This window comes from Streptomyces sp. ME19-01-6 (assembly GCF_033793745.1).
GTDB lineage: Bacteria > Actinomycetota > Actinomycetes > Streptomycetales > Streptomycetaceae > Streptomyces.
In genome coordinates, this window is the sequence record NZ_JARAXF010000004.1 from 320638 (window position 1) to 345758 (window position 25121).

A 25121-nucleotide genomic window follows, 5' to 3' on the forward strand; every position below is an offset into this window, starting at 1 on the left:
GCCTTACCCGCACGATCCGTGGCAGGACACCCCTTGAGCGGAGGGGCAGGAGGGGCGGGAATGCCGCGCCGATACGTCCAGGACGGCGAGCGGGTTGCGGACCGCCGCCCCCGAGCGCGCCTCTGCCGCGACCTGTTCGGCGATCCAGGGGTCGGGGGCGTTGACCGAGCCGGCCAGGACGAGGGAGCGGGCGCGGCAGCCGCCGGCGAAGGTGGCGGTCTGGCCGTGGTCGCTGGCCGGGTCGGTGTGCGGGAGGGCGCGTATCGCCTGGAATCCGGCGCTGTGGTGCCAGATCTCGGCCAGGGACGTCTCCCGTACGTTGGCGGCGACGAAATCCGGGCCGAGGAAGCTGCACGGGTTGACGTCGCCGGACACGGAGACGGAGCACACGAGGTTTCCGGCGCCGCAGCCGTAGTTCTGGTGGATGACGGACTGCGTCTCCTGCCGGGAATGCGGGCTGAACGGGTCGATGTGATGCAGATCGACGTGGTTGCCGGGATCGTCAAGGCTTGGGCCGCCCAGCCGGGACAGGCTGTTCAACGCCTCGGTGTAGTCCACGAAGCTCGGCATCAGTTCCTGATTCCGCTCGGCGACACCGACCGGGTACAGCGGCCGGAACACCGCGGTGTCCGCGCCCACTTCATGGGCGAGCCGGGCGCAGGCGTCGATCTCGTCGAGATTGGTCCGCATGATGGTGAAGGCCAGGGTGAAGCGGGCGTGTTCGCGGAGCACGGCGAGGCGGTCGAGGACCTTGGCGAAGGTGCCGGGGCCGCGCACCCGGTCGTTGGTCTCGGCGGTCGCGCCCTCCAGGCTCACATTCAGCCAGACCAGTTCGCGCTTTCCGAATTCCTTGGCGATGTCCTCGGTGATGAGCAGGCCGTTCGTGGTGATGCACGGGGCCAGGCCGTGGTCGAGGGCCATGTCGATGATGCGGAAAATATCCTTCCGCAGCAGCGGTTCGCCGCCCGTGAGCCCGAGCCGGAATGCGCCGAGCCGCGCCATCTCGGCGAAGAGCCGGTCGATCTCCTCCAGGCTCAGCCGCTTCTCGCGGCGCGGGAGGTCACCGGCGAAACAGTGGGTGCAGCCCAGGTTGCACGAGGCGATGACCTCCAGATGGACCGCCAGCGGGCCGGTGAGATGGTCCGGCGGCACGGCCGGTTCGCCGGTGTCGTCGCGGACGACACCGGCGAACCGGCCGTCGATGGTGAAAAACCCCAGGTCGTAGAAGTGCTCGAAGAAGCGCTGGATCCGGCCGCGCCGGATCGGGTCGTCCGTTTCCGCGAGCAGGCGATCGACGGGGTGCGTGCTCAGCCGCCGCAGTACGTCCGTGGCCTCCGCGTCGAAGGGCAGATACCGCGACGTACGGCGGTCGAAGACCAGGCTGCCGAAGAATTGCGGGGTGAGCACCAGCGGGGCCCGTTCCGGCATCGTTAACCTCCGTTTGTTGTCAGGCCGCGTCCGGGTCGGAAATGGTGAAGACCTTGCGGACCCAGACCCGGCCGCCGCCCTGCCCGGGAACCCCCAGGCCGACCGCGCCGAATCCCTTCAGCTTTCTCACCCGGTAGGGCTCGGCATTTCGCTCCGGATCCTCCGCCGGCCGCCGCTCGGGCCGCTCCACCATGGGCTGCCAGCCGTCGTCGTCGAAACCGGGGCGCGCCCAGGCATCGTCCTCCGGCTCGTCGAGGGAGTATTTCCAAGTGCCGTCCGCCGCCGAGAGCACGGACGTCTCCGCGACGCCGTGAGGGGCCGTGGTCTGCACATGGATGTCTTCATCCGGTTTGTAGATCCCGGCGAACATCAGCGTGGTGTACGCGGAGTCGTACGCGGCTATTTCGAGCGCGAGGACATGTGTGCCGAACGGGACCAGTGGGCGGGACGAGGAGGGCGCCGTGCCGTCGAGGTACATTTCACTCGGGCCGTCGGTCTCCAGCCACATCGTGAAGGGGACTCCGGCCCGCGGATTGCGCCACCGGAGCACCACGCCGCCGCATCCGGCGGGCACCTCGCAATGTCCGTGTTCTTCGAGGATGAAAAGCGGTGACGTCTTGGCGTACCGCGACAGGGAATTGAGCTTCAGCTCACGCTCGTCCATGCTCACCTCTCGTCTCGGATTTCCAGGCGGTCGGTGAACTCGCGGTGTCTGACGGGGTTGACCTCGCCCACCCGTCGCACGAGGTCCGGTAGCCGATCACGTCGCGCACAGTACTCGATCAGCCGGATCGTCTTTTGCGACTTGCTCATGCCCTGGGCGAACTGTCCGTACACGGACGGGAAATGATCGAGGCAGAGTGCGTTCAGCTCGTCGTCGTCCAAGGAGTCCATGACCAGTCGGCGTACGTCACCCGGCTGATAGGAGAGGCGTGCGGGGGCGGCGGCGTTCGCCGTGGCGGTGGCCGGTGCGGGGGTGGCGGCGAGCCGGGCGATGATCCCGTACGCCGCGCTGTCGGGGTCCTCGGCGATCACGCCGACCAGGCGCCGCAGCCTCCCCTGGTCCGCCGCCCGGCGCAGGACCTGTGGCCATACCTCCGCCATGGGCGCCGTCCACGGAAACTCGGCCGCGCGCATCCCCGCCAAGAGTACGAAGGTCCGTACCTCGGGCCCCCGGTCGTACACGGTCAGGAGGACGGCGAGCAGCTCCCGCGCCTGCGGGTCGTCGGCGGCGAAAGGGGCCTTGTCCAACAGACTCGTATCACTCACACCACTCACAGCACTCACAGCACTCCAGCCGAGGCAAGTCCCTCTGCCACCCGGGATATCCGGCGCCCCTGATTACGGAATTCCCGCTTCCCGAACTCCTCGACGGCCAGCCATCGATGGTGCAGCCCGACCAATTGCCACCGTTCGTTGAAGACGGGCGAGCCGGAGGAACCGGCCTCTGTGTCCGTCCAATACTGGATCACATCGTCATCGACATGCCGGACGACGTTGTGGTGCATCCCTATCTTCTTCACCCCGCCGTTCGGATGCTGGATGATGGAGACCCGCTCGCCGACCGAGACCGGCTCGGCGGCGGCCAATGCGACGACGGGAATGTCGGGCGGCAGCGGTCCGTCCGCCCGGATCACGGCCCAGTCGTGCGTCCGGTCGCCGGTGATCGTCTCGGGTCGGCAGTGCACCACCGTATGAACGCGGTGCCGGGCAGCGGTGTCCAGCTCGTAGTGCAGCCAGGCCTCGACGCGCGTCGCGGGCGTACCGCCCACGGGACCGGAGCCGGGGTCGAACAGGACGTGGTGGTTGGTCAGCAGCAGGTCGTCGCCGATCCGGAACGCGGTCCCGTAGGCCCGGCCGCTCTCCAGCGCCACCAACAGCCGCACCACGGCCGGGGCGAGTTCGACCCCGCGCCGCATGAACGCCACATCGAGCAGGGTCGGCTCGTCGAAGATCTGCCGCTCCCACCCGCCACGGGCGTCGAAGCCCTTCCAGACGACCCCCGAATCGGCCGCCGCCGGGGCCTCCACCACCGGCTCCGCCGCCATCAGCTCCCGCAGCCGCAGCGCCACCGCCTCATCGCTTTCCGCCACTTGTTCGAGCAGCGCACGCAGGCGATTCTGGTTACGGGCCTTGGTGATCAGGTCGTGCCAGACGGAATGCATCGGCCGATCCCATGCGATCGTCGCCGGTTTCACCCCCGCCCGTACGGCGAACTCGACAACCGGCCCTTCCCGGAAATGGATACCCGCCAGCAAGTCGTGCAGTTCACGGGACTCCGGCCTGCTCCAGTCGAAGGGCAGTGCGTCGAGAAAGTGCGGCAATCGAACCACCAACGGCTGGGAGCGGAGCAATACCCTGTGGCACGACTCCCAGCATAGGGGACATGTGCGGCGCGATCCGGGCCGGATCCGTAACGGATCAGTGACTCAGTGGGTGACCGACACGGTCACGCCGAGGGTGCCTTTGTTGTCCTCCAGGCAGTCGTCGCCGTCATTGATCCGCAGCTCCAATGTCCCGCTGCGGGCCGCCCGGAAGTGCCACTCGGGCGCCACGATGTGGCCCGGGAGGCGTTTGGCGTTTCCCGAGAAGCGCCCCAGCAGCGTTCCGAACCTCGCGCCGGAGTTCACCTTGCAGTCCCTGGCGAACTCCAAGGCCTGGTCGTCGGCCGCGGAAAGGCCGCGCGCGCCGACATAGGGCAGTTGTCGTTGTCGGTAGTCCACCGTCCAGGTGCCCCTGGTGTAGCGCACGGTCACCCGGTCGCCCTTCCGGATGGGCGTCACCGCCGCCCGCTGCCAGCCCGTGGCCGCGCGCACCGTCATCTTGCTCTTCGTGGTGGTCGGGCCGAGCGGGGCGTCGTCCCGCCCGAACGGGGGCGTGCCGGTGACGAACAGACCGGTGGCGAGCCCGGCCGTGAGCACGACGGCCCCTGCCGCGACCGCCCACCACGTCCGTTTCCGGCTCCCTCGGCTCCTTCCGCGGCCGTCGTCACGGACGGTGGCCCAGGTGGTGGCCCGGGGGTCGGGAAGAGGGCTCGTGCCGGCGGCGGTCGGCTCCCATCCGCCCGCCCAGGAGCCCGTACCGCCCGCGTGCGTCCGGGTCTCCGCGTCCGCGATGAGGCTCGACGCCCGTACGGTCTCAGGCGGCGCCGCCGGTAAAGGTTGTGCGTCCGGTAAAGGCCGTGCGTCCGGTGGTAACCCTACGGCCGGCGGTGGCGGGCCGGGGTCCGCGGCGCCGTCCGCGACGCGCCGCAGGGCGTCCCGCACCGTCGCCGCGGACGGGCGCTCCTCGGGGGCCTTGCGCAGCAGGGCCTCCATCACCGGCCGCAGCGGCCCGACCCGCTCCGGGATCACCGGCTCCCCGAACGCCACGGCATGGAGGGTGGCGACGCGTGAAGGACGCCCGAAGGGCGACTCCCCCGAGGTGATGACACACAAGGTCGCGGCCAGCGACCACAGATCGGACGCGGGCCCGACCTCGTCCCCGTTCAGCCGCTCCGGCGCCATGAAGTCGGCGGATCCGACCAGTTCTCCGGTGGTCGTCAGGAACTCGCCGTCGTCCAGGATCGCGATGCCGAAGTCGGTGAGCACCGCGCTGCCGTCCCGGCGCAGCAGCACATTGGCGGGCTTGACGTCGCGGTGCAGCGCTCCGGCGGCATGGACGGCCTCCAGAGCGCCGAGCAGCTGCAGCCCGAGGGCGGCGGCCCGCCGCGGCGGCAGCGGCCCGTCGTCCGCGAGCAGGCGGACGAGCGAAGGGCCGTCGATGAGTTCCATCACGATCCACAGCCGGTCCTCGTGCTCGACCAGGTCATGGACCCCCACGACATGGGGATGGGGCACCCGGGCGACCGTACGGGCCTCCCGGACCGCGCGACGCAGCAGCCTCCTGTGCTCTTCGCCGCCGTCGGTGAAAATGTGCAGTTCCTTGACGGCGATCTCGCGCTCCAGCACCTGGTCACGCGCGCGCCAGACGGTGCCCATGCCGCCCCTGCCGAGCCGGTCCAGGAGCAGATACCGACCGGCGATCAGCCGTCCGGCGCCACGCTCGCCGGGCGTCGCGATCTCGCCGTCCCCGGGCCTCATGCGATCTCTTCCTCCCCCTCCTGCGGCGGTGGTGCGCCTCGTGCGGCCGACCATCCCCCAGGCGGTGTGGCGAGCATAGTCGGCACGCCCAACTTCCAGCAGCGAGTCCCGATTTGATCTCATACGGCGCGGGCACCCACACCTTGCCCGGGCGGACCACTAGCGTTCGCTGCGATATTCGCCGGGACATACGGCCGGAAGGGAGCAAGGAAACGTGGCGGACCAGGACAAGGTGCCCGTGCGGCTCAGCCGCGTCCCCGAGACCCTGTTATGGAACCTCTACCACCGGGCGCATGAGGCCCGGCAGCCCCGGACAGTGCTGCACGACCCCAAGGCCATTGAGCTGGTCGACCGCCTCGACTACCCCTTCGAGAAGACCTTCGGCCGACCCCACCCCCTGCTCGCCCAGGGCCAGGCGCTGCGCGTACGGACCTTCGACGCCGCCGTACAGGCCTTCCTCGCCGACCACCCGGCCGGCACCGTCGTCAACCTCGCTGAGGGCCTGGAGACCCAGTTCTGGCGGGTCGACAACGGCCGGGCGCACTGGCTGGGCGTCGAGCTCCCGGAAACCGCCGAGCTGCGCCGCACCCTGCTGCCGGACACCAAACGGCGGCGCGTCCTGGCCCAGTCCGTGCTCGACCTGTCCTGGATGGACGAGGTCGACACCGAACACGGTGTGCTGATCACCGCCCAGGGGCTGCTGATGTATCTGCGCCCGCGCGAGGTGCGGGAGCTGATCAACGCGTGCGCCGAGCGGTTCCGGGGCGGGGCGCTGGTCTTCGACGCCGTCCCCCGCTGGCTCAGCGTCGGCACCCAGCGCGGCGAGAATCGCCCCGCCCCGAACTACCGCATGCCCGGCATGCCGTGGGGCCTGAACGCAGGCGAGCTGCGGAAGGTGCGCACGGCCCACCCGGCCGTCGTCGACGTCCGCGAGCTGCACCTGCCGCGCGGCCGGGGCCCGTACTTCGGGGCGCTGACGCCGGTGCTGTACCGGCTGCCCGTCGTACGGAACCTGCGGCCGACCATGACCGCCATCGCGCGGTTCGCCTGACGGCCCCTCCGATGCAGACGGTCGTCCTCGGCGGATGGGGCGAGGTGAGCGTGTACGCCGCCGAGGACGACTCCCGGCACGGTCGCGGGTGGCCCCGGTGGGCACGGCGGTCGGCGACCGCGCCCGGCCCGGTCGTATGCCCTCACTCCGGCGGAATGCTGTACCGCTCCAAGGCGGCCTTGGACGTCGACGTGTCCATGAGCCTCAGTTCCCAAGGGCCGGTGTTGACGTCGAAGTCCTTTCCGAACCCGACCCACTTGCCCGCCATACGGCGGCCCGTCGGCTCCACGAGCAGCTGAACCGCGCCGTGGTAGGACGCTCCCTGGTAGTAGCCGTCATTGGCCGTCTGCTCGGTCCACGTCCCCGTGACCACGTTCCGGTCAACCGTGAGGTCCAGCGAGAGCGGCGAATCCGGATTCGACGAAGCTCCGTTCAGCGAACGTCCCGTCAATCGGTTGCCGTGCTGAACGAGGACGACGTAATGCCTGCCTTCGAACGAGTCGTCGCGGCCCGAGGAATAGAACTCGTACCGGGACAGCCATACGCCGCTGTAGTTGGCCTCCGCTGCCTGCTGAACCGTCCGGGTGTCCGCCGAGGCGGAGGCGACGCCCTCAGGGCTCGGAGCCATGTCGTCTCCCCCTCGCCCATCGCCCTGGACTCTGCCCATGGGCACCTGCGGGGCGAACCCCAAGGACTCGGCTGACAGCCCTGTGACCTTCTCCAGAGCGCGAACGTACACGGGCCTCGGCGACCTGCTGATACCGGCTTCCCAGCGCTGCACAAGCCTCTTACTGGCGTCGTTCGGCTCCCCTGATTCGGCCCCTGCTCGCCGGAGCGCCTTGGCCAGGTCGTCCTGGCTCATCCGCAGGCCGATGCGCACGGCCCGCAGTGCGTCGTTCGGTACGTGCACCTCGGTCGTCATGACACCCAACGCTAACGGCAACCGGCGCCTGATGACACCTAAATGACGCCTATTGAGGGACGCCCGAGCAACGCCCTTTCTGTCGTCGCAGTGTCCCGGGCAACGGCGCCACCATCACGACCGGACGCAACAGAGAGGGCGGATCATGACGGACAGAAGGAAACAGGGTCGGCGGCTCATGAGCCTCAGGGTGTCCCATGACAGCGGCCGGACCTGGGGTGCCGAGGTGGTGGTCATGAGCAGCGAATCCCTACCTCCCCTGCAAACCGGTGTGTGGCCACCGTGCCAGTGCTTACGCTGCGTGTCCGGCGCACGTCCCGGCCCCTCCCGGCCGGTCGGCCGCACGGCCCAGTAGACGGGCTCCAGCGGTCAGAATGGAGAGGTGAGCCTGCCCATCGATCCCGCCGTCGCCCTCGCGCCCCGGCTGCCGTCCCCGCTGCAGCGGGTGCACGACGAGCGGCTGGCCGAGCGGGGCGTGGAGCTGCGGCTGAAGCGGGACGATCTCGTGCATCCGACGGTGCCGGGCAACAAGTGGCGCAAGCTGGCCCCCAACCTGACGGCCGCCCTCGACCAGGGGCACTCGCGGCTGCTCACGTTCGGCGGGGCGTACTCCAACCACATCCGCGCCGTGGCCGCCGCCGGGGCAGCCGTCGGGCTGCGGACGGTGGGGGTCATACGGGGCGACGAGCTGGCCGGAGCACCCCGCAACTGGTCGCTGGCGCGGGCCGAGGAGTACGGGATGGAGCTGGCGTTCCGGAACCGGGCCGGCTTCCGGGAGACGCTGCGCGAGCTGGCGGAGCCAAAGACGGCGCCGGAGACGGTCCGGCGGCTCGAGGAGCGGTGGGGCCGCTGTTATGTGCTGCCGGAGGGCGGTACGAACGTGGCGGCGGCGCGCGGGGCGGCGGAGATCGTCGCGGAACTGCCCGGACTGGGGCCGGGCGATGTGGTGTGCTGCGCGGTGGGCACCGGGGGCACGCTGGCCGGGATCGCCGCCGCGCTCCCCGAGGGCGCCCGGGCGCTGGGGGTCGCGGTGGTCAAGGGCGCCCGGTATCTGGACGGCGAGGTGGCGCGGCTGCACGAGCGGGGGTGGGGGCGGACGTATCCGAACTGGCGGATCGACCACGACCACCACGGCGGCGGCTACGGCCGCGTCCCGGCGGAGCTGGCCGCCTTCGCCGAGGGCTTCGAGGAGCGGCACGGCCTGGCCGCGGAGCGTCGCTACGTCGCCAAGATGCTGCGGTGCGTGTACGACCTGGCGGGCGGCCCCGCACTGCCGCCGGGGAGCCGGGTCACGGCCGTGATCACGGGGCCGCCGGATCCGGTTCCGGGGCCGGGCCAGTGAGTTTGTCGTGGGTTTGGGACATCGACAGGCCGTGGCGTCGGCGTGTCGATGTCTCATACTCACCACAAACTCGGCGGCTATCCCGGCGCGCGCAGCCGCACCACCGTGGTCGCCGCGTGGCGGGCGGTGCTGTCCTGTCTCACCTCGACCGTCAGCTCCGGGGCCACCGGCCGGTACATGATCTCGGTGCCCACCATGTCCTTGGCGGTGGGGCCGGGCTCGGCCCCGGGAGGCCCGGGCGGCTCGGAGGCGGCGGGCAGACCGCGCAGCGCGGCCGTGATCTGGGCGCGCACGGCCGGGGAGAGCGGCGTGGAGACCACGGGGTCGTCGTCGCCCGGCAGCACCAGCGCGAGCGAGCGCGGGTGGTAGCGGGGGCCGACGACGCCGACCACCACGGCCTCCCACGTCTCGGAGTGCCGCAGCTTCCACCAGTGGCGGCCCGCGCGATAGGGCTGGCCGAGGCTCTTGATGACCAGGCCCTCGACGCCGATGGCCGGAAGCGTGTCGTACCAGGTGGCGGCCAGCTCGGGGTCGGTGGTCATGGGGACGGGCTGCAGCGGCGGCCCGTACGGCTCCAGCAGGGCGACAAGCCGGACACGGCGCCGCTCGTACGCCAGCGGGCGCAGGTCCTCGTCCCCGGCGGCCAGCAGGTCGAAGGCGGCGTAGGAGGCGGGGAGTTCGCGGGCGAGCCGGGCGGCGCGGGCGCGGGTGGCGGCCGCGCGCTTCTGGACGGCGGCGAAGTCCGTACGGCCCCCGGTCCACACCACGACCTCCCCGTCCAGGACGGTGCCGGCCGGGAGCTGTTCCGCGGCGGCCCGCAGGTCGGGGAAGGCCGTGGTGACGATGCGGCCGGAGCGCGCCTGCAGCAGGACATCGTTCTCCGTACGGAAGATCAGTACGCGGTGGCCGTCGAATTTCGGCTCGTACGCCAGCCGCCTCCCGGCCGGGTCGGGAAAGGCCTGGACGGGGCGGGCCAGCGCGACCTCCACGGGCGGCAGCAGCGGCACCCGAGAGGGCCGGCTCCAGTGCGGGATCACAGCGCGGCTCCGGCAGGCGGTCCGGCATGCGGCGCCCCGGCGGGCGGTCCGGTCGTCGCCGTCACTGTCCGGCCCCCTCGGGCAGCGGGCGGGCCTGCTCTCGGTCCAGGAGGGGCTCCAGCAGATCCCCGTGGCGGTCCAGCCGAGGGGTGATGTCGCCGATCCGGAAGACCAGCTGCGCGGGGTCCTCGCACCCCTCGACCTCGCCCCAGGTGACGGGCGCGGAGACGGTCGGCTCGCGTCGCGCGCGGGCGGTGTAGGGGGCGGCGGTGGTCTTCGCGGCGGCGTTCTGGCTGAAGTCGACGAACACCTTCCCGGGCCGCAGCGAGCGGGTCATCTTGGAGGTGACCAGGCCGGGCACGGCGGCCGCGGCCTCCAGGGCGAGCTTCCTGGCGTAGCCGGTGGTCTGCCGGGAGGGGGTCGGCTCCACCGGGACCAGCAGGTGCAGCCCTTTGGAGCCGCTGGTCTTGGCGTACGCGGACAGGCCGTCGGCGCGCAGCCGCTCGCGCAGCCACTCGGCGACGGCGCAGCAGTGCACGATCGTGGCGGGCGGGCCCGGGTCGAGGTCGAAGACGAGGCGGTCGGCGAGGCCGGTGTCGCGATCGGCGCGCCACATGGGGGCGTGGAATTCGACAACCAGGTTGCCGGCCCACATCAGGGAGGCCAGGTTCTGGACGAGGATCTGGCGGGAGGTCTCGCCCTCGTGGCGGGGCACCTCGGCCGTCTCCACCCAGTCGGGCGTGCCCGGGGGCGGGTTCTTGGTGAAGAAGGTCTGGCCGTCGGGGCCGTCCGGAAAGCGGAGGAACGCCAGCGGGCGGCCGCGCAGATGGCGGAGGAGCGGGCCGGCGGTGGCGGCCAGGTAGTGCAGCAGCTCGCCCTTGGTGGTGCCCGTGGCCGGATAGAGCACCTTGTCGAGGTTTCTGAGCGCGATACGCCGCCCCTCCACCTCCGCGATCGGGGACATACGATAAGAATCTCACGAAAGGGATCAAAAGCATGCGATCCATCTGGAATGGGAACATTTCCTTCGGCCTGGTCAGCATCCCGATCAAGATGTATCCGGCGACCGAGGACCACTCGGTCTCCTTCCGGCAGATCCATGCCAAGGACGGCGGCCGTATCCGCTACCGCAAGGTCTGTGAGCTCGAGGACAAACAGATCAACGCGGAGGACATCAGCAAGGCGTACGAGGACGCCGACGGCACGCTGATCCCGATCACCGACGAGGACCTGGCCCGCCTTCCGCTGCCCACGACCCGCGCCCTGGAGATCCAGGCGTTCGTCTCGGCGGCGGACATCGACCCCCTCCAGATGGGTGACGCCTACTACCTCGGCGCGAGCGGCCCCGCCGCCGCCAAGCCGTACGCGCTGCTGCGCGAGGCGCTCAAGCGCAGCGAGAAGGTCGCCATCGCCAAGTACGCCCACCGCGGCCGGGAGCGCCTGGGCATGCTGCGTGTCGTGGGGGACGCCATCGCGATGCACCGGCTGCTGTGGCCCGACGAGGTGCGCACCCCGGTCGGGGTGGCCCCCAAGGAGAAGGTGACGGTACGGGAGGCGGAGCTCGACCTGGCCGACACCTTGATGAACACGCTCGGCGAGGTGGATTTGAACGAGCTGCACGACGAATACCACGAGGCGCTGGAAGCCCTCGTGGCGGCGAAGATGGCCGGCGCCACGCCCACCGCCGAGCCCGGCGAGGCCCCGGCCGGGGCCCAGGTCGTCGACCTGATGGCGGCGCTGCGGGACAGCGTGCGCAGCGCCCGCGAGGCCCGGGGCGAGGAGGCCGGCGAAGAGGCGGAGGCCGGTGAGGCCGGGGAAGAGGCGGAGGCGACGGTCCACCCGCTGCGGGCGCGCAAGAAGGCCGCCGCGCCCGCGAAGAAGGCCCCGGCCGGGAAGCGGACCGCCGGGGCGGCGAAGAAGAGCGCCGCGAAGGGCACGGAGAAGGCCGGCGCTAAGGCCGGCGCCGCGAAGACCACGGCGAAGAAGGCCGCGGCCAAGAAGGCCCCCGCCAAGAAGCAGGCCACCGGCAAGCGGGCGGGCGGCAGGACGGCTTCCTGACCGCCGCCGGACCACTGCCGGGCCGCGGCCTTACGGAAGCGTCAGCTGCACGCGTCAGCTGAACGCCGCCGCGTGGTCGCTCGCCCACTGGGCGAAGGTGCGCCCCGGCCGCCCGGTGATCCGCTCCGTCTCGGCGGAGATCTCTGCGGGACGGCCGACGAACCCGGCGTACATCCGCAGCAGCGTGTCCGCGACGTTCGCCGGCAGACCGCCACCGGTCATCGCCTCGCGCGCCGCCTCCGGCGGGATCTCCTCGTACCGCAGCGGCCGCCCGAGGGCCTCGCCGATGATGCTCACCTGCTCCGCGAAGGTCAGCGACTGCGGCCCCGACAGCACCGGCGCCTGACCGGCGTGGTCCTCACCGAGCAGGGCGCGGGCGGCGACGGCCGCGATGTCGGCCTCGTGGATGGGCGCCGTGTGGGCCTGGGCGTACGGCCCGTACACCACGTCTCCCTTGCGGATCTGCTCCGCCCACTGCAGCGCGTTCGAGGCGAACGCGCCCGGCCGCACATGCGTCCAGGCCAGCCCCGAGGCCTCGATCTCGGTCTCCAGCTCATGATGGTGGTTGCCGATGTCGTTGCCCGGGCCGGGGTGCAGCACGGACGAGGAGGAGAGCGTGACGATGCGCCGCACCCCCGCCCGCGCGGCCTCGCGCAGCAGCTCGCCGGGGCCCTTGTCCCACACCACCGCCGGGTTGAGGAAGACCGCGTCGGCACCCTCCAGGGGAAGGTCCGCGGTGCGCGCCACGCGCACCCCCTCGGGCAGCCGCGCCGAGTCCGGGTCACGGGTCAGCGCACGGACCTCCGCGCCCGCCGCGACCAGTTCGTCCACCACATGCCTACCGACGTTTCCGGTGGCTCCGGTCACCACGATCATGACGAAACTCCTTGCTCTGCCGTGCGATTGGGGCTTGACGTCCACCACTCTTCATCCAGACAGATGAAGTTGTCAAACAACTAGATGGGTGACCTGCCGAGGGGCTGCGGCTAGCCTGATCGCGTGGAGGAGAAACAGCGGCAGCAACCGCCGAAGAAGCCCCGCCGCGCCCCCGCGCCCACAGAGCGCAAGCTCGACTCCGAGCGCTCCCGGCGGCTGCTGCTGGACGCCGCCATGGACGAGTTCGCGGAGAAGGGGTACGCGGGCGCCCGCGTCCAGGACATCGCGGACCGTGCCGGGCTCAACAAGCAGCTGATCAGCTACTACTTCGGCGGCAAGGAAGGGCTCTACCGCGAGCTGCAGCAGCAGTGGCTGCGGCGCGAGGAGACCATCGCCGACCCCGGCCTCCCCCTCGACGAACTCATCGCGCGCTACCTCGAGTTGACCTTCGCCGACCCCCGGCCCACCCGCCTCATGCTCTGGAAGGGCCTCACCGGCGGCGCGTTGGAGCCCGAGCCCGAAGACCTCTCCGGACTGCGCCGCCGCCAGGCGGACGGCGAGCTGGCCGAGGACCTCGACCCGGCCGCCGCGATGATGCTGTTCATCAGCATGGTCTCGGCGCCGGTCGCGATGCCGCACCTCGTGCGGCAGCTCTTCGGCACCGACCCGGATTCGCCGGAGTTCCGCGAGCACTACACCGAGCAGCTGCGCCGGATCGTCCGCCACCTCGCGCAGGCCACCCCACCCATACGGCCTTAAATTCGGTTGACCCTGCCGCTCCCGCTGACAGGATGGCCCGCGTCCGTCCGACGCCCAGCCAGGAGCATGCGATGCGCCGATTCCTCGGAACTACCCAGCGCCCCCACCGGACGACAGTTCTCGAGGACCTCCACACGCATGCCCATTTCGCACACTCTGAACATCGGCATCCTGGCGCACGTCGACGCCGGTAAGACCAGCCTCACCGAGCGCCTGCTCTTCGACCACGGCGCCATCGACCGCCTCGGCAGCGTCGACAGCGGCACCACCCAGACCGACACGGGCGACATCGAGCGCGAGCGCGGCATCACCGTGCGCTCGGCGGTCGCCTCCTTCACCGTGGGACCGGCCCAGGTCAACCTGATCGACACGCCCGGCCACTCGGACTTCATCGCCGAGGTCGAACGCGCTCTCGGGGTACTGGACGGCGCGGTCCTGGTGCTGTCCGCGGTGGAGGGCGTCCAGGCGCAGACCCGCGTGCTGATGAAGACGCTGCGCCGGCTGCGGCTGCCGACCCTGCTCTTCGTCAACAAGATCGACCGCGCGGGCGCCCGCGACGCCGGGCTGCTGACGGACATCCGGCACAAGCTGGCCCCGCACCTCGTCGCCATGACGGCCGTACGGGACCCGGGCACGCGGGACGCCCGCGCCGTGCCCCGCTCGCTCGACGACGCGGACTTCCGCGCCCAAGTGGCCGAAGCGCTGGCCGAGACCGACGACGCGCTGCTCGCCCGCGTCCTGGACGGGCCCCCGCCCACGCCCGCCGAGCTGCGGGCGGAGCTGGCCGGTGGCACGGCGGACTGCCGCGTGCACCCGGTGTTCTTCGGCTCGGCGCTGAGCGGCCAGGGCGTCGGCGCACTCGCCCGCGGCATGGTGCGCCTGCTGCCGCCCGCGCCCGTCGGCGCGGAAGCGGCAGCGGCCCCGTACGGGACGGTCTTCGCCGTCGAGCGCCGGGGCGGGACCAGCGGGAAGACCGCGTATCTGCGGCTGTTCGCGGGCGAGTTGGCCGTACGCCAGAAGGTGACGCTCCACCGCCGTGGGCCGGGCGGCACGCTGTTCGAGTACAGCGGCCAGATCACCTCGCTCGATGTCGTCGGCCGGGCCGGCGCGCAGGCGGACGCCGGGCGGCTGACCGCCGGGAACATCGGCAAGGTGCGCGGCCTGCCCGAGGTACGGGTCGGCGACCGGCTCGGCGGGACCGACGCCCACACCAACGGCAACACCGGCACCGACCCAAGCGCCGAAAGCGGCACCGGCCACGCAAACGGCCGCGGCCCCGGGCACCCGCTGCCCGACCAGCCGCACTTCGCCGCGCCCAGCCTGAGCACGGTCGTCCGCGCGCGCGAGCCCGGTCCGGGCCCCGCCGCGCGGCTGCACGCCGCGCTGCTGAGCCTGGCCGAACAGGACCCGCTGATCCACACCCGCGCCCTGCCCGGCGGCGCCACCTCGGTGCTGCTGTACGGCGAGGTCCAGAAGGAGATCATCGCGGCGACACTGGCCCGGGACTTCGGCATCGAGGCCGACTTCGAGCCGAGCCGGCCGGTCCACGTCGAGCGGCCCGTGCGCGTCGGCGAGGCGTGCGAGGAGATGGCCCGGCGCCATCACACCGGCTTCTGGGCCACCATCGGGCTGCGCGTCGAACCCGCCCGGACCGGCTCCGGGGTGATCTTCCGGTACGAGACCGAACTGGGCGCGCTGCCCCGCGCGTTCCACCACGCCATCGAGGAGACCGTGCAGGACACCCTCCTCCAGGGCCACGACGGCCGTCCGGTGACCGACTGCCTCGTCACCCTCATCCGCTCGGGCTTCTCCAGCCCGGTCAGCACCGCGGGCGACTTCCGGGGCCTGACCCCGGTGGTGCTGGAGCGCGCGCTGCGCGACGCGGGGACGCGGGTGTACGAGCCGTGTCACGCCTTCGAGCTGGAGATCCCGCACGACACGCTGGCCCCGGTCACCGGCCAACTCACTGCGGCCGAGGCCGACATCACCGCCGTCGAGGAAACGGCGGGCGCGGTGCCGGCCTGGCTGCTCGAAGGCCGGATCCCGGCCCGGGAGGTGCACGGGGTGAAGCGGTGGCTGCCGGGGCTCACGCGCGGTGAGGGCGTGTGGTGGTCCCGGCCGTCCGGGGACCGCCCGCTGGGTCCGGGGCGGAGCCGCGGTGTAGGTGAACAGGGTGCCGACGGTGGCGCTGCAGCTTGAGCAGTCACCCGTTCGTGTAGGTCTGCCAGGATCCTGAGTGAGAAACGAACGATGACGCTACGTTGGCAGCATGACGACGCCAAGTGAAGCCGACGAGGCCGGGCACGCCCGGTACACGTACCGGCTTCGCGTGTCGTCGACCGCCGGTGCGGCGCTGCTGACGGAATGGGACCGGTGCCGGTGGGTCTGGAACGAGTGCCTCGCCAAGGTGGCCCGGCGCAGCTCGACAAGATGCTGACGCAGGCGCGGGAGCGTACGCCGTGGCTGTGCGGGGGCTCCAGCGTCGCGCAGCAGCAGGTGATACGAGACTTCGGCAAGTCCCGCGCCAAGGCGCACAAGGACATCCGGGAAGGGCCGCCTCAGCGGCAGCGGGCCGGTATGCCGAAGTGGAAGAAGAAGCGTGAGGCTTTGCTGACGCTGAGCTGCACCCGGCGCGGGTTCCGGCTGAAGGACGGTCGCCTGCACCTGGCGGGCGGGATTGTACTGACGGTGGTGTGGTCGCGGCACCTGCCCGCCGAAGCCTCGTCGGTGCGTGTATACCGGGACAGCGTCGGGCACTGGTACTGCTCGTTCGTGGTCCCCACCCGGGTGCAGCCGCTACCGAAGACCGGCCGGGTGCTCGGGGTTGACTGGGGTGTGAAAGAGACCGCGACCACCACCTCGAACGCCCACGACCTCCCGCACGCCCAGCACGGTCGCAAGGCCCAGGCCAAACTGACCCGGTACGACCGGATGATGGCCCGGCGCAGACCGAAGAAGGGGCAAGCCGCCTCGAAGGGTTACCGCGAGGCCAAGCACCTGCGCGCGAAGGCGTACAAGAAGGTCGCCCGGCAGCGGCAGGACACCGGCCGCAAGTGGGCGAAGAAGGCCGTGACCGACCACGACGCCATCGCGGTGGAGGACTTCAAGGCGAAATTCCTCGCCAGGTCCTCGATGGCGCGCAAGGCGGCGGACGCCGCGATCGGCGCCACGAAGAAGGCCTTGATCGAGATGGGCCGCAAGCACGGGCGCGACATCCGTCTCGTGCATCCCGCGCACACCACCATGGACTGCGCACGCTGCGGAGCGAGAACCAAGCACGCACTGCCGCTGTCCGAGCGCACCTACACCTGCACCGCGTGCGGAGCCGTCTCCCCCAGAGACAAGAACTCCGCCCGCGTAATGCTCGTCCGGGCAGGTCTGAACCCGGCTGGTGCCGAGGGCGTAAGACCTCCGGGAGCGCTGCTCCCGGAGGCAGCCTGAGCCAGGATTCCCCTCCCTTCAGGATTTTGGGAGGGGAGCAGTCAATTTTGTACGTCTCGGGCGTATGCTCGGGCCACATGGGGGCGGAAAACGGCAATACCGCCAATGTGCCCACCCACGACGGGGCTTGGCGGGTACGGATCCGTAGCACGACCGGCGATGTCCTGGGCGCCGGAATCCTTCTGGGCAGCGAGACGGTGCTGACGTGCGCCCATGTGATCCCCGAGGACGGGCAGCCGCTTCCCGCCACGGAGGTCCGGGTCGACCTGGTCGGCGTGCCCGACGCCGAGCCCGTCACCGCGCGCGTCGCCCCGGGCTGCTGGGTGCCCCAGCGCGCCGACAGCTGCGGCGATGTGGCGCTGCTGAGGCTGAGCCGCCCTCAGCCCGCCGAGCACGCGGCGCCGCTGTTCCGGCTGCCCCCGGTGTCCCGGCGGCCGGTGCGGATGTGCGGCTTCCCCGACGGCAACGACGACGGGATGTGGTTCCTGGGCCGCCTCGCGGGCACCGCCGGCCCGCGCGCGGAGTGGGTGCAGGTGAACCCGGAGACGCCCGGTGACGTGGTGCGGTACGGCTTCAGCGGCGCCGGGGTCGAGGACGAGCAGACCCACCACGTCATCGGCATGGTGGTCAGCCGCTACGACGACTCCGACAGCGTGCCGAGCGCCGAGCGCCGCCGGTTTTCGTACATGATCCCCGTCGAGACCATCGTCCGGCACCTGCCTCGGGTCGCCCGCTGGGTGGGCGGCGAGGCCGGTGTGGACCCGCGGCTGGTCTCCCCGCTCACCGACGGCGTCCAGGACATCGGCTTCGCCCGGCGGCTGGCCCTGTGGCTGCGGCGGGAGAGCCTGGCCGGCCGGGATGGGATCGCGGACGTCCAGACGGTCGTGATCGAGGACGACGACAGCGACCGGTACGGGGCGCTCAGCCGGGCCGTGACGCTCGCGGACCGCGAGCTGTCCGGGGGCGGCGCCGAGGAGGCGGTGTCCGCCGCGCCGCGCAACACGGTGCCGCCGATCGGCAGCCTGGACCTGGCCATCGACGTCACCGGCCGCACCGACACCGACGTGGCCAAGCGGGTCGCCGACCGGATGGACCTCAAGTCGCTCGGCGACACCTCACCACTCAGCCGGATCCGGGCCAACGCGGTGCCGCTGACCATCGTGGCCGTGAGCGTCGACCGGGCCCATGACCCCGAGGCCCTGGTCCACTTCATGAAGCTCCTCGCCGACCGGGGCAGCCGGCTGATGCTGGTCTTCCGCGATCCGCGGGCGCCGGGCCTGCGCCTGGCCGAGCGGCTGTTCCGCCCGGACCGGGCACGGATCGACGCATGGCTGGACGAGCTGACCGGGCAGGTGACCCGCGCGGAGGGCCTGGAGCGCGAGGCGGTCGAGCGAAGAGCGTGCCTCTCCCCCGCCCCGGGCCCGCCGTACGCCCAAAACGCGGCGGTGCTGCGCGTCAATCTGCTCAGGCTGCGCGAGGACCCCGGGCTGCACACCCACCACATCATCGCCAAGATGGCCGCCTTCGAGCACGAGGTGGCCACGGTTCTGCGCCGCGCGGAGGCGGCGCTGCGCGCGGCCGAGGAGCAGCTGAAGCGCATCCCGGAGCTGGAGAGCCTGCTGGCCCCCTACGCCGTGCGGCTGGGCGCCATGGGCGCGGCCGAGCACCCCGAGCTGATCCCGCTCCAGCGCGCGGCCTTCGACCTGCTGCGTGCGGTGCCGTACGACGTGGCGGCCGCGCAGGAGGCGGTCGACCGGTTCGTGCGCGCCGTCAACGAGTTCAGGCCGTGAGCGGGCTCCCGAGGCGGGACGGGAAGAGGCAGGACGGAGAGAGCCGGGACGGGGAGGAGACAGGATGACGGACGGGACGAGGGGCGGCGCGAGCGGCGGGGCGGCGGTCTGCGACCGGCCCGACTGCCGCGGTGCCGGCCGCGGCCGGATCAACGTCCGGGGCTTCTGCTCGGAGTGCGGCCGCAAGGCCCGGGGCCGGGGACCCGGCAGCTCCTCCCCCGGCGCCTCCGCGGCTGCCTCTGCCTCCGGCTCTGCCATCCTGGAGTCCGAGTCCACCGCCACCGGGGCCCGCGCGCGACGGCGCGCCGTGGCCCGGAAGTTCACCGTCCGGCCCGCGGGCGACGGCCTGATGGACCTGCCGCCCGTCGAGCTCCCCTCTCTCCGCGACCTGATCGACGACGACCCGCAGCCGCCCCCTCAAGGGCAGCCGTGCGGGGGCTGCGAGGAGACCGTGGGCGCGCCGTACGCGGGGCAGCCCGCGCTCTGGGCGGGGGTCTGCCACCACTGCCGCCACCCCTTCGACTTCACGCCGCAGCTGCGGCCCGGGGATCTGCTGGGCGGCCAGTACGAGGTGGCCGGCTGCGTGGCGTACGGCGGTCTCGGGTGGGTCTATCTGGCCGAGGACACCCAGCTGGACCGCCAGCCCGTGGCCATAAAGGGGCTGATCAACGACGACGACGAGGCGGCGCAGCGCGCGGCCATCGAGGAGCGCCGCTATCTGACCATGCTCGACCACCCGGGCATCGTCAGCATCATCAACTACGTGCGCCACCCCGCCCGCGGCAGCGGCCGGCCGCAGGGCTACATCGTGATGGAGTTCGTCGCGGGCGTGACCCTCTCGACGATCGGGGACTACATCGCCCGGGCCGACCCGCACTTCGACGGGGAGCGCGTCTACCAGCACATCCTCACCTACGGAGCCCTCATCCTCGACGCGCTGGACTATCTGCACGGCGAGAAGCTGGTCTACTGCGACCTCAAGCCGAGCAATGTCATGCACCACGAGGGCAGGGTCAAGGTGATCGACCTCGGCGCGGTCCGCCAGCTGGGGCAGCGGGACGGCTCACCCGTCATCACCGAGAAGTTCGCCGCCCCCGAGGTGGTCCAGCGCGGCGCCCTCCCCACCGAGCTCCATGACCTCTACGGGGCCGGGGAGACGCTGAAGAACCTCTCCGACAAGGTCAAGCGGGCCGCCCAGCGGCCGCCGGGCCTCGGCCGCGAGTCGTACGACAGGCTCCTGGCCCGCGCCACGGCCTATGACCCGCGGCAGCGGTTCGGCTCCGCCCGCGAGATGGCCGAGCAGCTGCGCGGGGTGCTCCGCGAGATCCATTCGCTGCGGCTGGAGCGGGAGCAGCCCGAGCCCTCCACGCTGTTCGCCCCGACCGCGGCCCTGCTCGACTCCGGGCTCGGCCGGATCCCCGGCCTGGAGCGCTGGCTGACCGGGGAGGCCCGTCCCGTGCTCGCGGACGGCCGGCCCGGCCCGGAGGAGGTGCCGCTCGGACTGCCGGTGCCGTTCCCCGACGCCAAGGACCCGGGCGCGCCGCTGCTCAACACCCCGACCGACAGCGGCCCGCGGCGGCTGATCGAGCAGTTGGGCGCCTTTCCGCACGAGTCCGCCGAGATACGGCTCCGCACCTGCCGCGCCCACCTGGAGCTCGACGAGCTGGACGAGGCGGACGCCCAGGTGAGGGCCGCCGAGCGGATCATCGGCGGTGACGCCGCGCCGTACGACTGGCGGCTCAACTGGCACCGCGCGCTGGTGCGGCTCGCCGAGGGCGCCGTACAGGAGGCCCGGCGCGAGTTCGACGCGGTGTACGGGGCGCTGCCCGGGGAGTCCGCGCCCAAGCTCGCCCTCGGGTACTGCGCCGAGCACCTGGGCGACCACGGCGCCGCCGAGCGGTTCTACCAGGCGGTCTGGCAGCGCAACCGCTCCCAGGGCAGCGCCGCCTTCGGCCTGGCCCGGCTGCGGCTCGCCGCGGGCGACCGCACCGGAGCGGTCGACGTCCTCGGCGGGGTGCCGAAGGTCTCGCGCCACCACGACGCCGCCCAGATCGCCACGGTGCGGGTGCTGGCCGGCCGGCTGGGCCACCCGGACCGGCTGCCGACCGAGGCGGACTTCGCGGAGGTGCTGACCCGGCTGCCGCGGCTGTATCTGGACGACGGACGGGCCTCGGGCCACGCCCGCGAGCGGCTCACCGCCGAGGTGTGGGAGGCCGTGCTCGACTGGGTGCTCCGGTACGGGAACAGGCGGGAGGCCGGGGCGCTGTTCGGAAAGCGCGACGAGGAGTCCGCCGTGCGCACCGACCTCGAAAAGGCCCTGCGGGCCCTGGCCCAGCAGGCGGACAGCCCCGAGGCCCTGGGGGTGCTGGTCGACCGGGCCAACGCCGTCAGGCCCATGACCCGCGTCTGACAGGGGGATCGGATGAGCGAGGGCACAGCGGGAACGGATCGGGCGAGCGCCCATCGGGCAACGGCGACCCGCGGCGCGGACGAGGGCCACGGCGCCGCCATCACCCTGCGCGTGGACCAGAACGAGTACCTCCCGGCCGCCGCGGGCCGCGCCGAGATGCACGCCATCGTCCGGGTCGAGGCCCGGGGCCTGGGCCCGGCCGCGGCGCGCGCCGCGGCCTCCGAGGTCGTCGTCATCGACTGCTCGGGGTCGATGGCCTGGCCCCCGACGAAGATCATGGCGGCCCGCAAGGCCACCGCGGCCGCCGTCTCCGCGCTGCGCGACGGCACGCGCTTCGCGGTCGTCCAGGGCACCGAGCGGGCCGAGGTCGTCTACCCGCCCACCGGCGGCATGGCCATCGCCGGGCCCGACACCAAGGCGGCCGCCGCGCGCGCCGCGATGAAGCTGGCCGCGCTGGGCGGCACCGCGATCGGCACCTGGCTCGACCTCGCCCGCCGCCTCCACACCGAGCAGCCCGCCCCGCTCCGGCACACCCTGCTGCTGACCGACGGCAAGAACGAGCACGAGGACCCCGGCGATCTGGCGCGCGTGCTCGACGCGTGCGCCCCGTGCTTCACCTGCGACGCGCGCGGCATCGGCGACGGCTGGGACGCCACCGAGCTGAAGGAGATCGTGCGGCGGCTGCGCGGCCGGGCCGACGCGGTCCTCGACCACTCCGATCTGCCGGCCGAGTTCGAGGCGCTGACGCGCGGCTCGATGGCCCGGGCGCTGGCCGCGCTGCGGATCCGGGTCCGGACGCGCGCGGGCGGCGCGGTCGGCATGGTCAAGCAGGTGTACCCGACCCGGGTGGACCTGACCGACGAGGGCGCCCGGCCCGACGCACGCACCTGGGAGTGGCGCAGCGGGCCGTGGGGTGACGAGGCGCGCGAGTACCACGTGTGTGTGACCGCCGACCCGGAGGGCGACGCGCAGGACGAGGAGATCGAGCTCGCCTGGGTGGAGCTGTCGCTGGACGGAGTCCCAGAGGGTAGTGCGTCAGAGGGTGGTGCGGCCGGCGTCCGGCTGCCCGCCGCGCAGTCCGTCCTGGTCCGCTGGACGGACGACCCCCTGCTGTCCTCCCGCATCCACCCCCGGCTCGCGCACTACGGCGCGGACGACGCCCTGGGCCTCGCCGTCACCGCGGCCTACGACGCGTATGTGGCCGGCGAGCCCCAGCGGGCCCTGACGCACTGGGGCCGGGCGGTCCGGCTCGCGCACGAGCTGGGCAACGAGAAGATGCTGGACCGGCTGCGGGGACTGGTCGACATCGTGGACGCCGCGGCGGGCGAGGTGCGGCTGCGTGAGCGGATCCGGCCGCTCGACCTGAACTCGGCCATGGTGTTGTCCGAGGAGAGCAGCCGCTTCCACGGCCCGGGCCCGGGAGCCATCGACCTCGCCGTCCCCGGCGTCCCCGCCGTGCCCACCGCACCCGCCGCATCCGCCGGCCCCGACCTCGAGTGCCCCAACTGCGGGCGCGTGGCCCCCGCCACGGCCACCTTCTGCCAGCAGTGCGACACCACCCTGCGCCCCGGCGGCCCCGGCACCCCGGCCGGTGCGGCATGAACGGCACCCGCGGCTTCCTGATCCGCCGTCTGGTGACGCTGCTGGCGCTCTCGGCCGCCACCGCGGCCGCGCTGTTCACCGCGTACTACGGCGTCAGCCGCAACACCCAGGCCGTACGGGACGCGTCGGCCCCCGCGATACTGCAGGTGGCCGCGGCCGAGGTGGCCCTGAACGACTCGTACGACGACGCGGAGCGCAGCCTCACCGGCGACACCGGCGACATCGAGGGCCTCGGCGAGGACTACCGCACCACGCTGTCGACGGCCAACCAGGCCCTGGCCCAGGCCCTCAAGTCCACCACCGCGGGCACCTCGGCCCGCCAGTCGCTGCTCACCATCACCGGACTGGTCTCCTCCTACGGCGACCTCGTCCAGCAGGCGTACGTCAACCGTGACAACGGCGCCCTCCGCGACGCGTACCTCGGCTACGCCGAAACGATGCTCCGGGGCGACGACGGCTCGGGCGAGACGGTGCGGGACGGCGACAGCGACATCCTCGCCCGGCTGGTGAAGGTGCAGGGCAAACAGCTCCGCCTGCTCAACCAGCAGACCTCCTTCGGCTGGCTGCTGTCGCTCGCGTGGTGGGTGCTGGTCCCGGCGGGCTCTGTCGCGCTGGCCGTGCTGCTGTGGCGCACCCAGCGCTTTCTGCGCCACCGCTTCCGCCGCCGGTTCAACCCCTGCCTGCTCGTGGCCACCGGGCTGTTGCTCCTCGCGGTGCCGACCCTGGCCGTCTTCACCTACCAGACGCAGAACCGGCTCTCCCAGGCCCGCACCAGCCTGCGCCAGCCGAACATCGGCGAGGCCCCCGACACCACCAACAAGAGGGTGAGCACAAAGATGGCGGAGACTCACTGGCGCACCGGAGCCGTGGTGTGGATACCGATGGGTGGCGTGCTCCTCGCCGCGCTCGTCTTCGTCGGGATGCAGCCGCGCATCGACGAGTACAGGTTCCGGGCCCGATGAGCGCCGCCACCCGCCCCCGGAACGTCACCGCCGCCGTGCTCGGCCTGTGGCTGGTGCTCCTGTGCGCCCTCGGCACGGGCGACGCGGGCGCCCAGCAGTCCGGCGGCACCATCCGCGTGCTCGCCTCCTGGACCGGCTCCGAGGAGGACGCCTTCCGCCAGGTGCTGGACGCCTTCACCCAAGAGCACCACATCCGCGTCGAATACCAGGGCACCACCGCGCTGCGCGAGGTGCTGCTCTCCGAGGTGCGGTCCGGCACCCCGCCCGACATCGCCGTGCTGCCGAGCTCGGGAGAGCTGGCCGCCTACGCCAAGAAGGGCTATCTGGCCGAGCTCGACGAGGTGGTCCCCCGGGCCGAGTACAACCCCCTGTGGACGCCCGGGCTGACGGAGAACGGGGCGATCTACGGCGTCGCGGTCAAGGCCGACCTGAAGGGCATCGTCTGGTACGACGGCACCCGCCACGGCCCCGGTGACCTCCCCGCCCTGGCTGCCGACAGCCGCCAGTGGTGCGTGGGCATGGGCGACGGCGCCACCTCCGGCTGGCCCGGCACGGACTGGATCGAGGACATCCTGCTGCAGCGGCAGGGCAAGGAGGTCTACGAGCGGTGGGCCAAGGGCGAGCTGGCGTGGGACGATCCGCTCGTCGCGGAGGCGTGGCGGACCTGGGGCGAGCTCTTGTCGGGCGCGGCCGCGAAGACCGCGCTGCGCACCGACTTCCGGGCGGCGGGGAAGAAGCTGTTCGCGAAGCGCCCGTCATGCGCGCTGGAACACCAGGGCTCCTTCATCCGCGGCAGCTACCCCGGCCCCCACCAGGCCAGGTTCAGTTACTCCGCCAACCTGTTCAGGCTGCCCGGCTCACCCTCCGCGGCGCATGAGGTGTCCGGGGACTTCGCCGCGCTGTTCAAGAACACCGGGCACACCGAGCAGGCGCGGCAGCTCATGCGCTATCTCACCCAGGTCGAGGGGCAGCGGGCCTGGGCCGAGAAGACCCCTCCCCGCTCCGCCAAGCCGTTCTCCGCGAACAGCAAGGTGCCCGTGTCCGTCCAGGGGAACGACGGGGTCGCCCAGTCGATCGCGCGGACGCTCAAGTCCTCCTCGCTGTGCCTGGACGCGTCCGACGCCATGCCGCCGCGCATGCGGCTCGCCTTCCAGCGGGCCGTCCTGACGTTCCTCAGCTATGCGGACGTGGAGCGGAGCAAGCGCCTGGGCCCGCTGCTGGGCAGCCTGGAGAAGGTCCACCAGAGCACCGAGCACAGCGGGGGCCAGGATCAGGGCCCGGACCAGCCCTGGCCGTCGACGGTGTGCCGTTGACCGGGTCGGCCCGGCCCGGGGGTTCCCGGGCCGGGCCGACCGCCCTTG

19 protein-coding genes and 1 pseudogene are annotated in these 25121 nt (G+C 72.2%); 11 read left to right on the forward strand and 9 right to left on the reverse strand.

What is annotated here, in order from left to right; all coding sequences use genetic code 11:
* Positions 1 to 3: 3 nt before the first annotated feature.
* The 5 genes from PV419_RS11440 to PV419_RS11460 all read right to left on the reverse strand — a co-directional run bounded on the left by PV419_RS11440 (position 4) and on the right by PV419_RS11460 (position 5510).
* Positions 4 to 1428, reverse strand: coding sequence for a radical SAM protein (locus PV419_RS11440; protein ID WP_319687855.1), 1425 nt, complete (start codon positions 1426 to 1428; stop codon positions 4 to 6).
* Positions 1429 to 1447: 19 nt separating this feature from the next.
* Complete coding sequence (locus PV419_RS11445; protein WP_319687856.1) at positions 1448 to 2092, reverse strand: hypothetical protein; 645 nt, start codon at positions 2090 to 2092, stop codon at positions 1448 to 1450.
* A gap of 2 nt (positions 2093 to 2094) precedes the next feature.
* Complete coding sequence (locus tag PV419_RS11450; RefSeq protein ID WP_319687857.1) at positions 2095 to 2697, reverse strand: effector-associated domain EAD1-containing protein; 603 nt, start codon at positions 2695 to 2697, stop codon at positions 2095 to 2097.
* Positions 2698 to 2711: 14 nt separating this feature from the next.
* Positions 2712 to 3761 carry a trypsin-like peptidase domain-containing protein gene (locus PV419_RS11455; RefSeq protein ID WP_319688172.1) on the reverse strand — a complete coding sequence of 350 codons (1050 nt, stop codon included), beginning with the start codon at positions 3759 to 3761 and terminating at the stop codon, positions 2712 to 2714.
* Between the two features lie 96 nt (positions 3762 to 3857).
* Positions 3858 to 5510 carry a serine/threonine-protein kinase gene (locus PV419_RS11460; protein ID WP_319687858.1) on the reverse strand — a complete coding sequence of 551 codons (1653 nt, stop codon included), beginning with the start codon at positions 5508 to 5510 and terminating at the stop codon, positions 3858 to 3860.
* A 214-nt stretch (positions 5511 to 5724) separates the two neighbouring features.
* On the opposite strand from PV419_RS11460, the gene PV419_RS11465 reads away from it, so the two are divergent.
* On the forward strand, positions 5725 to 6561 hold the full coding sequence (locus PV419_RS11465) for a class I SAM-dependent methyltransferase (protein WP_319687859.1): 837 nt from the start codon (positions 5725 to 5727) through the stop codon (positions 6559 to 6561).
* 142 nt (positions 6562 to 6703) lie between these two features.
* Here the strand turns inward: PV419_RS11465 and PV419_RS11470 are convergent, their stop codons facing one another.
* Positions 6704 to 7483 carry a helix-turn-helix transcriptional regulator gene (locus tag PV419_RS11470; protein WP_319687860.1) on the reverse strand — a complete coding sequence of 260 codons (780 nt, stop codon included), beginning with the start codon at positions 7481 to 7483 and terminating at the stop codon, positions 6704 to 6706.
* A 382-nt stretch (positions 7484 to 7865) separates the two neighbouring features.
* Between PV419_RS11470 and PV419_RS11475 the strand changes: the two genes are divergently transcribed.
* A complete protein-coding gene (locus PV419_RS11475; RefSeq protein WP_319687861.1) occupies positions 7866 to 8825 on the forward strand; it encodes a 1-aminocyclopropane-1-carboxylate deaminase/D-cysteine desulfhydrase in 960 nt (319 codons plus the stop codon).
* 77 nt (positions 8826 to 8902) lie between these two features.
* Here PV419_RS11475 and PV419_RS11480 read toward each other — a convergent pair whose 3' ends face one another.
* Both PV419_RS11480 and ligD read right to left on the reverse strand, forming a co-directional pair.
* Positions 8903 to 9862, reverse strand: a complete 960-nt coding sequence (locus tag PV419_RS11480) for an ATP-dependent DNA ligase (protein ID WP_319687862.1) — start codon at positions 9860 to 9862, stop codon at positions 8903 to 8905.
* 61 nt (positions 9863 to 9923) lie between these two features.
* A complete protein-coding gene (ligD, locus tag PV419_RS11485; protein ID WP_319687863.1) occupies positions 9924 to 10826 on the reverse strand; it encodes a non-homologous end-joining DNA ligase in 903 nt (300 codons plus the stop codon).
* Positions 10827 to 10858: 32 nt separating this feature from the next.
* On the opposite strand from ligD, the gene PV419_RS11490 reads away from it, so the two are divergent.
* Positions 10859 to 11920 (forward strand): Ku protein, encoded by a 1062-nt coding sequence (locus PV419_RS11490; protein WP_319687864.1) that lies wholly within the window; start codon positions 10859 to 10861, stop codon positions 11918 to 11920.
* Between the two features lie 54 nt (positions 11921 to 11974).
* On the opposite strand, the gene PV419_RS11495 is transcribed toward PV419_RS11490, so the two are convergent.
* Positions 11975 to 12796, reverse strand: coding sequence for an NAD(P)H-binding protein (locus tag PV419_RS11495; RefSeq protein ID WP_319687865.1), 822 nt, complete (start codon positions 12794 to 12796; stop codon positions 11975 to 11977).
* A gap of 123 nt (positions 12797 to 12919) precedes the next feature.
* Between PV419_RS11495 and PV419_RS11500 the strand changes: the two genes are divergently transcribed.
* The 8 genes and pseudogenes from PV419_RS11500 to PV419_RS11535 all read left to right on the forward strand — a co-directional run bounded on the left by PV419_RS11500 (position 12920) and on the right by PV419_RS11535 (position 25073).
* Positions 12920 to 13555, forward strand: coding sequence for a TetR family transcriptional regulator (locus PV419_RS11500; RefSeq protein ID WP_319687866.1), 636 nt, complete (start codon positions 12920 to 12922; stop codon positions 13553 to 13555).
* A 138-nt stretch (positions 13556 to 13693) separates the two neighbouring features.
* Entirely contained in the window at positions 13694 to 15754 is a 2061-nt protein-coding gene (locus tag PV419_RS11505) for a translation factor GTPase family protein (RefSeq protein ID WP_319687867.1), read from the forward strand.
* A 70-nt stretch (positions 15755 to 15824) separates the two neighbouring features.
* Positions 15825 to 16996: pseudogene (locus PV419_RS11510) on the forward strand (RNA-guided endonuclease InsQ/TnpB family protein).
* A gap of 77 nt (positions 16997 to 17073) precedes the next feature.
* Positions 17074 to 18786 (forward strand): serine protease, encoded by a 1713-nt coding sequence (locus PV419_RS11515; RefSeq protein WP_319687868.1) that lies wholly within the window; start codon positions 17074 to 17076, stop codon positions 18784 to 18786.
* Positions 18787 to 18850: 64 nt separating this feature from the next.
* Positions 18851 to 21196 carry a serine/threonine-protein kinase gene (locus PV419_RS11520; protein ID WP_319687869.1) on the forward strand — a complete coding sequence of 782 codons (2346 nt, stop codon included), beginning with the start codon at positions 18851 to 18853 and terminating at the stop codon, positions 21194 to 21196.
* A gap of 12 nt (positions 21197 to 21208) precedes the next feature.
* Positions 21209 to 22798, forward strand: coding sequence for a VWA domain-containing protein (locus PV419_RS11525; protein ID WP_319687870.1), 1590 nt, complete (start codon positions 21209 to 21211; stop codon positions 22796 to 22798).
* Complete coding sequence (locus PV419_RS11530) at positions 22795 to 23760, forward strand: hypothetical protein (RefSeq protein ID WP_319687871.1); 966 nt, start codon at positions 22795 to 22797, stop codon at positions 23758 to 23760. Before PV419_RS11525 ends, PV419_RS11530 begins: the two co-directional genes overlap by 4 nt.
* The gene (locus tag PV419_RS11535; protein ID WP_319687872.1) at positions 23757 to 25073 is read left to right on the forward strand and encodes an ABC transporter substrate-binding protein; all 1317 of its coding nucleotides are present in this window, start codon (positions 23757 to 23759) and stop codon (positions 25071 to 25073) included. Before PV419_RS11530 ends, PV419_RS11535 begins: the two co-directional genes overlap by 4 nt.
* Positions 25074 to 25121 lie beyond the last annotated feature (48 nt).

Bases quoted from the DNA above. Each gene is read 5' to 3' on its own strand.
- PV419_RS11440 (WP_319687855.1), bottom strand. From the start codon at position 1,428: ATGCCGGAACGGGCCCCGCTGGTGCTCACCCCGCAATTCTTCGGCAGC.
- PV419_RS11445 (WP_319687856.1), bottom strand. From the start codon at position 2,092: ATGGACGAGCGTGAGCTGAAGCTCAATTCCCTGTCGCGGTACGCCAAG.
- PV419_RS11460 (WP_319687858.1), bottom strand. From the start codon at position 5,510: ATGAGGCCCGGGGACGGCGAGATCGCGACGCCCGGCGAGCGTGGCGCC.
- PV419_RS11470 (WP_319687860.1), bottom strand. From the start codon at position 7,483: ATGACGACCGAGGTGCACGTACCGAACGACGCACTGCGGGCCGTGCGC.
- ligD (WP_319687863.1), bottom strand. From the start codon at position 10,826: ATGTCCCCGATCGCGGAGGTGGAGGGGCGGCGTATCGCGCTCAGAAAC.
- PV419_RS11490 (WP_319687864.1), top strand. From the start codon at position 10,859: ATGCGATCCATCTGGAATGGGAACATTTCCTTCGGCCTGGTCAGCATC.
- PV419_RS11495 (WP_319687865.1), bottom strand. From the start codon at position 12,796: ATGATCGTGGTGACCGGAGCCACCGGAAACGTCGGTAGGCATGTGGTG.
- PV419_RS11505 (WP_319687867.1), top strand. From the start codon at position 13,694: ATGCCCATTTCGCACACTCTGAACATCGGCATCCTGGCGCACGTCGAC.
- PV419_RS11515 (WP_319687868.1), top strand. From the start codon at position 17,074: ATGGGGGCGGAAAACGGCAATACCGCCAATGTGCCCACCCACGACGGG.
- PV419_RS11520 (WP_319687869.1), top strand. From the start codon at position 18,851: ATGACGGACGGGACGAGGGGCGGCGCGAGCGGCGGGGCGGCGGTCTGC.
- PV419_RS11525 (WP_319687870.1), top strand. From the start codon at position 21,209: ATGAGCGAGGGCACAGCGGGAACGGATCGGGCGAGCGCCCATCGGGCA.
- PV419_RS11530 (WP_319687871.1), top strand. From the start codon at position 22,795: ATGAACGGCACCCGCGGCTTCCTGATCCGCCGTCTGGTGACGCTGCTG.
- PV419_RS11535 (WP_319687872.1), top strand. From the start codon at position 23,757: ATGAGCGCCGCCACCCGCCCCCGGAACGTCACCGCCGCCGTGCTCGGC.